Source organism: Oceanivirga salmonicida, assembly GCF_001517915.1.
Taxonomy (GTDB): Bacteria; Fusobacteriota; Fusobacteriia; order Fusobacteriales; family Leptotrichiaceae; genus Oceanivirga; species Oceanivirga salmonicida.
The window spans coordinates 1-403 of sequence record NZ_LOQI01000195.1; the positions used below are offsets into that span (position 1 = coordinate 1).

Consider the following 403-nt stretch of genomic DNA (forward strand, 5'->3'; position numbering starts at 1 on the left):
CATTTGCCATTTTACTGTTAACAATATTACAAAAGAAATAATCTTAAAATATATAGATAAGAATTTGGTACTTGATGCAGATGCATTAACTATTATTGCCCAAAACAAAGAAATGATAGAATTACTAAACAAAGAATGCATAATAAGCCCACATATGCTAGAATTTAGCCGTTTAACGGGTGAAAACATAGAAAGCCTTACATTATCACCTTTTGAATCACTTAAACGCTTTAAAACTCATTTTAAGGGCATTGTATTATTAAAAGGTAAAAATAATATAATATATGATGGTAAAAATTACTATATAATTAATATTGGTAACAGTAAAATGTCAAATGCAGTAATGGGTGATACATTAACAGGAATGATTGCAAGTAATAAGGCACAAGGTTATAGTAGTCTA

Annotated in this window: 1 protein-coding gene; it reads left to right on the top strand. The window is 27.3% G+C overall.

Annotated features, from left to right (window positions below):
- Positions 1–403: ADP-dependent NAD(P)H-hydrate dehydratase (locus AWT72_RS08920; protein WP_197407680.1), on the top strand; the 403-nt coding region annotated here is incomplete at both ends.